Annotated in this window: 8 protein-coding genes; 1 reads left to right on the forward strand and 7 read right to left on the reverse strand. The window is 60.2% G+C overall.

Going from position 1 to position 10,254, the window contains the following annotated elements:
- The first annotated feature begins 26 nt into the window (after window positions 1–26).
- Window positions 27–998 (forward strand): hypothetical protein, encoded by a 972-nt coding sequence (locus E4Z66_RS16605; RefSeq protein ID WP_136464164.1) that lies wholly within the window; start codon window positions 27–29, stop codon window positions 996–998.
- Here the strand turns inward: E4Z66_RS16605 and E4Z66_RS16610 are convergent.
- From E4Z66_RS16610 to E4Z66_RS16640, 7 genes are all read right to left on the reverse strand, one after another.
- Complete coding sequence (locus tag E4Z66_RS16610; RefSeq protein ID WP_136464165.1) at window positions 988–2,172, reverse strand: polysaccharide pyruvyl transferase family protein; 1,185 nt, start codon at window positions 2,170–2,172, stop codon at window positions 988–990. The two genes, E4Z66_RS16605 and E4Z66_RS16610, sit on opposite strands and share 11 nt — an antisense overlap.
- Complete coding sequence (locus E4Z66_RS16615) at window positions 2,169–2,999, reverse strand: sulfotransferase family protein (RefSeq protein ID WP_136464166.1); 831 nt, start codon at window positions 2,997–2,999, stop codon at window positions 2,169–2,171. The genes E4Z66_RS16610 and E4Z66_RS16615 overlap by 4 nt, the downstream gene beginning before the upstream one ends.
- Window positions 2,996–4,306, reverse strand: a complete 1,311-nt coding sequence (locus E4Z66_RS16620; protein WP_136464167.1) for a lipopolysaccharide biosynthesis protein — start codon at window positions 4,304–4,306, stop codon at window positions 2,996–2,998. The genes E4Z66_RS16615 and E4Z66_RS16620 overlap by 4 nt, the downstream gene beginning before the upstream one ends.
- Window positions 4,303–5,487, reverse strand: a complete 1,185-nt coding sequence (locus tag E4Z66_RS16625) for a glycosyltransferase (RefSeq protein WP_246036053.1) — start codon at window positions 5,485–5,487, stop codon at window positions 4,303–4,305. Before E4Z66_RS16625 ends, E4Z66_RS16620 begins: the two co-directional genes overlap by 4 nt.
- Window positions 5,488–5,495: 8 nt before the next feature.
- A complete protein-coding gene (locus E4Z66_RS16630) occupies window positions 5,496–7,643 on the reverse strand; it encodes a GumC family protein (protein ID WP_136464168.1) in 2,148 nt (715 codons plus the stop codon).
- A 215-nt stretch (window positions 7,644–7,858) separates the two neighbouring features.
- Window positions 7,859–8,050, reverse strand: coding sequence for a VPEID-CTERM sorting domain-containing protein (locus E4Z66_RS16635; protein WP_136464169.1), 192 nt, complete (start codon window positions 8,048–8,050; stop codon window positions 7,859–7,861).
- Between the two features lie 162 nt (window positions 8,051–8,212).
- A partial coding sequence (locus tag E4Z66_RS16640) for an SdrD B-like domain-containing protein (RefSeq protein ID WP_281276235.1) occupies window positions 8,213–10,254 on the reverse strand: 2,042 nt, incomplete at its 5' end.

The raw sequence follows: 10,254 nt of genomic DNA on the forward strand, positions 1-10,254 counted from the left end.
CTGTCACCGGATGGCCCAGATCGCCCATGCCCGCGCACGCACTTGCCCGTCATTCCCAGCGTTACCTGACCGCTGCTGCGCTGACCTTGTTGGTGCTTGCCAGCTTTCTGCTGCAGACCTTCCTGTTCACGACAGATTTTCGACCGGACGAATGGCGCGCAATCCATGTGTTCTTGGAACGGATCACCGGCTTTGACACGTTCGAGGATGAAATCTGGGTCCGAACCTGCCTGACGCTGTTCAACCTGGTGGTCGTCCTGGCGCTGCACGCGGTGCGGCTGATAGACGATCGCACGGTCCTACTGGCGCTGGTCTGGCCGCTGGCCTTGTTCCTGTTCTCCAAGATTTATTGGGAATTCTTCGTCTTCCCGCTGTGCCTGATCCGGTTTGATCTGCCGCGCAAGCAAGAAGCGCTGGTTCTAGCCGTGCTGGTCGGTCTGCTTGCCGTGACGGGGGAGGGTAATCTTGGGGTTCTGGTGATATGGCGCGCGGTCCTGCTGGCGCAGAAATTCGGGTTCAAGCGGGCCGCGCCTGCCTTCTTGATCGTCGCAGGACTGGCGTTGGATGTGATGCTTTCGACCGGCATCGCGCGATCGATCCCCTTGATAGGCTCTGAGTTGTCGCGGTTCAGCTGGACCCGGGATATCGTGAACCCGGAGTATTCGCTGATCGAAACCGCCGCCGTATTCGTCAGCAGTTTTCATTTTTTCAGCCTGCATAACGGCGCCTATTGGATCGACGCGCTGTTCTCGCTGCTGGTCCTTGCCGTCATCTTCAACGCGAAGGACGCTTGGTGGAACCTGAAGGACCACGCCTGGACATTGATCACCTTCGTGTCGGTCGTGTTCTTCTTCACCTCCGTGACGCACGCGTTTCAGAACGCGCGGTACTATTTCTTTTTCCTACCGCTGCTCGCCGCCATCACGCCGCCGCGCAAATTGCTGGCGCTTGGCGTGGTTGGTATCCTTCATGTCGGGTTTCGCGGGCTCAGCCTGTAGCCAGCAGCGCCCGCACACCGGCGCGCACCTTCGGTTTCAGACGGGAAAGTTGCTTTGAAGCGACGGGGGAAATGGGGGAAAGCAGCGCATCGACCAAAGCAGGCGAGTCCGATGGCGCGTTGAACAGACATTCCGGCTGGCCTGTCATCTGGAAATAGGCGTCGATCTTCTTGTCCCAGCGGAATCCGACAGCTTTCGTGCCTACGGCGTTGGCCGCGATGCAGGCATGAAGGCGATAGGACGCCACCGCGTCAATGTTTTGCATGAAGTCGGCAAGCTCCAGCGGGGTGCGGAACCGTGCGATGGTGTCCGTTGAGGGCAGCACACCCACCCGCAGGATGAAATCATCAAGGAACTCTTCATCCTCGCCCGCGCCATTGGTGAACAATTGCACCTGTGCCCCTGCGGATGTGAGCGCGGTTATCATTTCTTTATAGGCGCGGAAGGCGTCGCGCCGTCTGAGAACGGGGCGTCCTGAACTATGCGTGGCCAAGGCCGCAGGATGCACAATGCCGACCCCTATGCGCGGACCACCACCCAAAAGGCCAATCGTCGTCGATGTCTTCAGCCGGTCTGTGCAAAGCCCCGGATCCGGGTAGACGCGTATCGCTTGTGCGGGGTCTGGCCCCAAAGCCGCATAATGCCGCGCAAGGCTTTTGGCAGAAGCGTCGTCGCGCACCGAAATGAATTTCAGATTGGGGGATTGCAGCGTCTTGGCGAACAAGGAGCGCCCCCGGTCGGACCATTTCGCCGCGACCCCCACACCGTGCAAGGCCACCGGGATATTCCGCGCCTCGGCAGCGGCGACCACATGCGCAAGCTTCAGCGGAAAGTTCAGATTGGCATCGCCCAACAATTGCCCCCCACCGATGATCAGCAGGTCCGCGCCCTCAAGCGCCTCCGGGATATTCGGGGCAAGCCGCCCTTGTATCTGGCGCTGCACAAGTTGGGCAGAGATCGGGTGCGACAGGCTTTGCGGCAGCCAGGACAGCAGGCCAAGCACCCGTGTCCGCAACCCACCGGACGGTTCGACAAATTCGGTCCGGCCCGCCAGATCAAGCCAGACGACCTCGGCCTCCGGGCGTTCTTCCCTGATCAGCGACGTCAAGCACTCCGCGATCAGACCATCCCCAAGGTTGGGGCTGAACATAACAGCAGCGATTACGATTTTCATGCGTCGACCGGTGTTGGTTCCGTCAGGACCCGCAACAGGGCCTGATCCTCGGCAAATCGTTTAACCAGTTCTGCGCGGGTTTCTACCGGTATCTCAACCGCTCTGCGCTGTTCACCGGGGGGGACGTAGAGAACGCGTGATACGAGCGGGCTGTTTTTCACCCGATTGACCAGCCGTGGCGCACCAAGCGATCGCAGCACCCAACCCGCGTTTCGCAGCAACCGGACCAGACTTGGGTTTCTGGATTCCTGCGCTTCCAACACTCGGTCGGTATAGGGAAGGTCCGCGACATATCGGACGCCAAGGGCCTCTGACAGGTCCTGTCCAAATGCAACGGGGTCGGTCTGCAACGCCTCGAACGACAGAACATGGACGCGGTCCTTGCCCAGAATATCCTGCGCCAGTCGCACGTATTTGCCGAACATCGAATGTTCGACAATCTGCGGATGCGCTTTCAGGGCCTCGTCGAATGGCAGGTTCGTCCGCCCGATCTTTCTTAGATATTTGTAATGCGACACGGTCCGCGCCACAGGCTCGCGCACGGTGATCAGGAACCGGCTGTCCTGCGGCAAATCCCGCGCGATGCGATCCAGCGCCTCGCGGGAATACAGGTAATCGTGGCAAATCTCGCCCATGCGGATGGTCAGCGGTTCTTTCGGGAACTGGCGAAGATACCAGTCCGCGCCCATGCTGTAGAAGCGGTCGAAGTAGAACAGCTCTTTCGCCTTGGCGAGCGTAACGTCCGGGTGCTTGCTGAGCACGTGATACACCCAGCTAGAGCCGCATTTGTCACCGCCGAGATAGAGAAAATTGACCGGAAACGTCATGCGCGTGCCCCCATCGGAAGAAGCCCGGCAGTCAGGCCCATATGCGCGTGGATGAAAAGGGATGCCCAGATGTTCAACACCACCAGATTGCCCGCGATGCACAGTGCCGCGCCAATGGTTCCAAACCACATCACGGCGAAGGGGAGCGCGACAAGGCTGACGCCGGTGGTCACGACCAGCATCTTGAAATAGGCGCGCTCATACCCGCCCATTTCCATCAGTTGCATCGTGGGCCCGGCAAGGGCGCTGACAAGGTATCCGGCGGCGAGGATCACCAGTTCCGCATGCATGATCGCGTAGCCCGCGCCAAAGAGGTTCAGCACCCTGTCGCCCGCGACGACCAGCAGCAGGAAGGCGGCAAGCGTCGGCATCCCGATAAGCAGCGCGACTTTGCGGCAGATGGTTTGCGCCTCTGATGTCGCATGACTGTGCAGGCGACTGGCAAGCATCGGCGCCGCGACAATGTTGATCGCCATCAGGAACAGTTCCATTACCATGGCCGTGCGCAGCGCCGCGAACATCGCCCCGACAGCAGCCCCGGACAGCAGCACGCCAAGGATCACCATCGCGAGATTGCGTCCGGCGGAATTGACGACGGAGTTGCCCCACAGGCCCCACATGGCAGAGCGCCATTCCGGAAGTGCTTGCGTATCGCGCGGTTGTGTCAGCACCGCGTCGGGACGAGTCTGCGGCAACAGCATCGCTTGAACGCATGTAAGGGCCAGCATCAGCGCGCTCATGATCCAAAGGGTCTGGACCGCCGTAAGCTCGGGCACCAGCCCTTTGGCGGCAAGTCCTGCAACACTGATCATCGCGAGGCGCAGCACGATATCCCGGGGCAGAAGCGCCAGCCAAACCCGTCCGGCGGCCCGTTGCGGACTGGGCAGAAACTCAGCCAGTCCCAATGCGATGGTCAGCACGGCAGTCGCACGCAAAAGCGGTCCATGAATGGAGTATACAGAGCCTAATAGAAGGATCGCCGCTGTTCCACCGCAACCAAGAAGCACAAGCCGGGCCGAATGATGGATCACGCCCCTGCCCTGTGCCTCGTCCCCAGCGGACAGGTAAATCGCCGCGAAACGCAAGACGAGGTTCCGTTGTCCGAGAGAGCCGACAACCGCGAGGATCGTCGCAAGCGAAAAGGCAAAGCCGAACTGCCCGAACTCCGCCTGCGACATTGCGCGGGCAAGGGACACGAACATCAGGAAAGACAGGCCCGCCGCACCGATCTTGATCACGACCGCAGACAGACCGCGCCGTGCGAAGCCTTTGAGGCCGGGAACGCGGAGAGGCAGTGCAGAACTCACGCGCGGCCCCCTTGGGCGGATGAAAGAAGATCCGAGATCGTCGTTGCCATTTCCTGCCGGAATCTGTCGCGCCCGAATGCTGCCACGTGGGCTTGAAGGGCCTGAGGATCGAGAGTGCCTAGAAGCTCATTCTCCAACCGATCGATTGCCCCATTCAGGGCCGCTGGGGTGTGATCGTGAAAAAACACGCCGGTAACACCGTCCCGGACGGTCTCCAACGCGCCGCCGCGCCCATAGGCGACCACGGGTCGACCCGATGCCATGGCTTCCAGCGGAATGATCCCGAAATCTTCCACGCCCGGAAACAGAAGCGCGCGGCAGCGTTTGTAATGGCTGCGCAGCGTTTCGAAAGAGGCCCGCCCAAGGAACCGGATGTTCGGTTTGGCCACCTTTTCCAACGCGGCTTTTTCCGACCCATCCCCGATGATGATGAGTGGGCGGCCACTTTCGTTGAAGGTCTCGACCAACAGGTCGGGGCGCTTATACGCGGCCAATTCCCCAACGTAGAGATAGAAATCCTCAACCTCTGCGGGGTCGCCCGGCTGGAAGGCATCCAGATCGACGGGCGGGAACACGACATCGGCGCTGCGCCCCCATGCCTTTGCGATCCGGCGGCGCACGAAATCGGAATTGGCAACCACGTGATCGACACGCGCGGCGGACGCATGATCCCAAACGCGGAGCCATGGCGCGAAGATCGACATCGCCGCCCGCCCCGCAAGACCGGCATTGGCGCGATAAACGTGGTATTGGTCCCAGATGTAGCGCATCGGCGAATGACAATAGCACAGATGCACACAGTCGGGCGCGGTCACAACGCCCTTGGCAGGCCCTGCTTCCGACGAGATGACAAGGTCATACCCGGACAAGTCCAACGCTTCGAGCGCACGCGGCATCAAGGGCAGGTATTTCTGGTAATGCGTCTTTGCCCCCGGCAGACGACCGATGAATGTCTCGGTGATCTTGTGGCGTCGGATCGTATCGGACAAGTTGTCGGGGTCGGCAACATGGGTGTAGATATCTGCCTGCGGGAAAAGATGGCACAGGTCTTCGACGACCTTCTCTCCTCCGCGCATACCGACCAGCCAGTAATGCACGATCGCCACTTTCAGCTTCGTGAAATCGATGGCGGTCTTGGCGCTTTCTTCTGCCTTGTTCTGGGACTGGTCAAACATCATCATCCCGCCCGTCAGTTGACGTAATACTTCTTGCCATAGCCACTATACACGTCGAAGCCGTACCGCTTCATACCGCGTGGGCTGATCTGGTTGAGCGCGAGCCCGCTGACCGGGTGATTGACACTTTCGAACATTCCCAAGGCTTCGGAGACCTGGCTTTGAAGTGTCTGATCCCACTTCACCACGAACAGGATCGCGTCGGCATGTTGTGCAATGATGCGCGCATCGGGCACGATCAGAACGGGCGGCGTGTCGATGATGATCTGGTCATACGTCCCGCGCATCTCCGCAATCACTTCGCGGAACCGGTCAGAGGAGAACAGATCGGCGGCGTTGTAATTGCCCTGATCGCCAAGCAGCACGTCAATGCCGCTTTCCTCGTCATGCAGAACCGCATCGGACAGGGTGCTTTCACCGGTCAGGACGGACATCAGGCCAGAACTTTTGCGACCACCGAACATGGCGCTGAAATCTTGCCGCCGGATGTCGCCTTCGATCAACAGAACGCGCCGACCCATTCCGACCATGTTCTGCGCCAGAGACAACGCAATGGTGGTTTTGCCTTCGCCTGGCAACGACGAGGACACGACCATGATTTGGGGCGGATTATCCGCATCCGACAGCAACAGCGACGTGCGCAGGTTGCGGATGGATTCCGCCGCTTCGGAATTCGGCTTGGACATGAGATAGGCCAGCGCCTCTTTGCGATTGCGTGCCGGGAAGGTCGCGATCTGGCCCATGACCGGATAGCCGGTCGCGTTTTCCAAATGCTGGGCCGTGCGGTGCGTGTCGCGCCGCGCTTCGCGCAGAAAGACCAGCGCCGCGCCAAGGACAGCCCCCAACATGGCGCAGAGCGCAAGGATCAGCGGACGGCGCGGGCTGGCGGGGCGTGTGGGGATCACTGCGGCGGACAGAACCCGGCTATCGGCCTGCTGGATACCTTGTTGCGCCGACGTTTCTTTCAGACGGCCAAGGAAATATTCATAAAGCAACCGGCTGGCCTCTGCCTCGCGAGTCAATTGCTGCAGGGTGATAAGGTCGGCGCTTTGCGCTTCGATCCGGGCCGTAAGCTGGTCGCGCGAGGTCGCCAATGCCGAACGCTGGGCTTCGGCGCGGCGTTGTTCCAATGTGATCCGGGCCGTGACATCGGCAACACGCGCATCGAATGCGTCGGATATTGCGGGCTGGTCGATGCGGGGCAGCAACCGTGTGAGCTGCGGGTCTTGCAGGATCGTCGCGCGCTCCTGCGCAGTTTGCGCAGTGGCGAGACGGTCCAACCGCGTTTGCGCGGCACCAATCGCCGCCTCGGAATCCACGATCCGGTCCCGCAGGTCTTTGAGCTGCACTTCAAGCGCTGAGAGCGTTTCAGAATTAACCAAGTCAGTCTTGGCCCGGAACGCCTTCACCTCGGCCTCTGCCGCCTCAAGAGAGGTTCGCAATTCGCCCACGCGGCCTGACAACCAGGTGGTGGCTTGCCGCGTCGCGTCGAACTTCGCTTCGAGTTGGTTGAGTATGTACTTGTCGACCACGGTGTTCGCGATAGCGGCCGATTTCTCGGCATCCGTGGTTTCCACGGTGACGTTGAACACAAGACTGTTTGGCACGTTCTTGATTGTCAGGCGTTCCAGCAGGCCATCAATCGCCGCGTCTTCCATGCGGCCTTGCTTGACGGGCAGAGTCGGGGTCGGCGGCGCTTCGGTCAGGCCCAATCCGCGTTTGGCGGCCAGCTTCCACGACGCGATCAGGCCCGGCTCCCGCAGGAAGCGGTTGAACTCGGGGTCGTTGGGCAGGTCCAGTTCAGTGCTGACCTTGGACAGAAGGCCACGGCTTTTAAGCACTTCGACCTCTGTATTCACGACTGACGCATCGGACGACAGCCCGCCGATCACGCTTTCGATGTCGACGACCTGCTCTTCCCGCGTGTCCAGCATGACAACAGCCTTGGCCCGGTAGAGCGGGGTCGCGATCAGGTAGGCATAGTAAAGCCCCGCAGCGAGAGCGATGGCCATAACCGCCAGAATGGTGAATTTCCCGCGCCACAACGTCCCGAAAAGGGTCGAAAGATCCAGAAAATCCAGGTTCGACTGGTCGGACCGCGCGGGTGCTCGCCGGATCGGCGTGGCGCCCTGTGCCCCAATGCCTTGCACGTTGCCATTCATCTGCTCTGCCTCGTTCGCCTTTGTGGCGTGCGCGTTTTCGCGCGTTTTGTTAACCTTTAGCAGGTTCAGCCAAAGGTCGGGATAGTTTCAAAAGCATAAATGCGGCTTTTTTGAGGATGTTGCCCCGCGACGCGATCTTTAGGCAGGAATAAGCGCGTCCCAACGGAAAACGGCCCCACCGATTGGCAGGGCCGTCTTTATTACTTCTGTGTAGCTTACGCTGCGCGACGGCGGCGTTCCCAAGCCAGCAGCACAACTGCGGCAACAGCTGCCAGAGCTGCAGTGCCTTCCAGTGCGCTGATTTCCGGAACTGCTGTGGACGTCGGCGGTGCCAGGCTGGCAATGTTTGCGAGCGACGCTTGTGCAGACGCGATCAGCGCAGTCGTAGCGATTACGAGTTTCTTCATAACGTTCTCCTTCAAGAACAATGGTTAGCAGGTCAGACAACGTCCTTTTTAGTAATCCGGACCAGACCCGTCGGCGGGGGCTCCGCCTAAGACGCAGCCCGAGCCCCGGGCGACGCCTATTTCGCGGCGCCCCGACCCAACCGGCCGGGGCGCCATTTAGACTTACGACAAGATCATGCCGCTATTGTCGATGCAGAAGCAGTCAACGTCTTCCCAATCAACCGCGACAAGGAACGGCTGCGAGTTTTCTGCAGTGGCAGGGTTCGGATCAAGAACCACACCAACCACGTCACCGACGCCTGCGACAAAGCCGTCACCATTGGCCAGTGCTTGCGAGACGATGAAATCAACATTCGCATCGTCGCCGAGAGCCGGGTCGATATCCGACAGGTAGTCTGTGTCGAAGCTATCGGTGAACTCCCAGATCGCGCGCTGAACTTCCCAACCGGTGAACCCGTTATCCTCAAAGTCTTGGTTGAGGATCCAGTTGATCACGTCGAGGTTGTCCAGAGCGGTCTCGCCATTCGCGAAGCTGATCTGATCGGCATTGAAGAGGCTTGCAGTTGCGTCTTCGATCCCGAATGCGTCAGCGGTGTTGATGGGCGCTGTGCCGAAGTTTTCAGCAGCCGCTGCCGGATCGATGATGCTCAGGCAGTAAGCTTCTTCGAAGATAACGTCTTCGAAGCGGCCATCACCACCTGCGGAAACGATCTTGATGTCGAAGCCTTCGTCACCGTAGGGCGCCTCAACGCTGGACGAGCTGATCTGGTACTCAACCAGACCTGTCGGCAAGCTATTGTTGAGGGACGATACGGAGTTCGCATCACCGCAGAAGGTCACTTCCAGGTTCGCTGTTGCGAAGTTACCGTTTCCGTCGGTCACGGTGTAGGAGATGTTCTCCACACCCATCTCACCGATATCCAGCGCGCTCCACACTGCGGAACCCGTCGCATCGATGGACAGCGATTGGCCGAGGAACAGCAGATCGTCCAGCGTCACTTCAGTACCGTTGGCGGTCGTGATCGAACCGAACGGTGCGATCGCTTGGCCGTCAACTTCGACGATGCTCAGAAGATCGAACTCCGGATCAGTGTCGTTCAGCAGGACAGAGACACCGCCCACTGTGTCGGCACAGATCTTCAGCTCGTCATCCATCGGCGTCGGTGCACCGTTTTCGGACACGAGACCAGCGTCGATGTCGGTTTCCGCTTCGCCGATGGACAGATCGAACGTGTCGGTCATGCCATTCACACCAGCGTCGGAGTCACCGTCGACCAGATCGTCGGCATCCGCACCCGTTGCTGTGAAGTCGAAGCCGTTCGGCTCCACGAACATGACCGCGTACTCGCCTGCATCCAAACCGTCGAACAGGTACTGACCGCCATTCGCCGTTGTGGTCGTTGCAACCACATCGTCGACTTCGCCGTCACCGTCCAGATCTGCCAGCAGCTTGACTTCAACACCGTCCACACCGGCTTCGCCGCCGTCGAGGATGCCGTTGCCATTCGCGTCGAGCCAGACCGTGTCACCGACCGAGGCTGTGCCCGGATCGATCAGACCTGCGTCCACGTCCCGCTCGGCTTCGCCGGTCGAAAGCGTGATGACATCGGTCATACCGTCTGTTTCATTCGCGTCGGAGTCGCCATCGACGTCCTCTGCCGGGTTACGCGATGCACCGGTGAACACCAGGTCGCCGGCTGTGCCGAACATCACCTTGTACTCGCCAGCCGCAAGACCGTCGAACAGGTACTGGCCGCCATTCGCCGTTGTGGTCGTTGCAACCACATCGTCGATTTCGCCGTCACCGTCCGTGTCTGCCAGCAGTTTGACTTCAACGCCGTCGACACCTTCTTCGTCCGCACCAAGGAGCCCGTCCTTGTCAGCGTCGAACCATACGGTGTCACCGATGGACGCCGTACCCGGATCGACCAGACCTGCGTCGATGTCGCGCTCTGCTTCACCGATTTCCAGCGAGATCGTGTCGGTCATGCCGTCCACGCCTGCGTCGGAGTCGCCGTCCACGTCTTCGTCCGCCGCTGCGCCTGCAGTGGTGAATGTCAGACCTGCAACCGTGCCGAACATGACTTTGTAGTCATCAGCGTCCAGGTTCTCGAACAGGTACTGGCCGCCATTCGACGTGGTGGTCGTTGCAACCACATCGTCGATTTCGCCGTCGCCGTCCGTGTCTGCCAGCAGTTTGACTT

Origin of the sequence: Aliishimia ponticola (assembly GCF_004803475.1) — a bacterium.
In the GTDB taxonomy this organism is placed as follows: domain Bacteria; phylum Pseudomonadota; class Alphaproteobacteria; order Rhodobacterales; family Rhodobacteraceae; genus Aliishimia; species Aliishimia ponticola.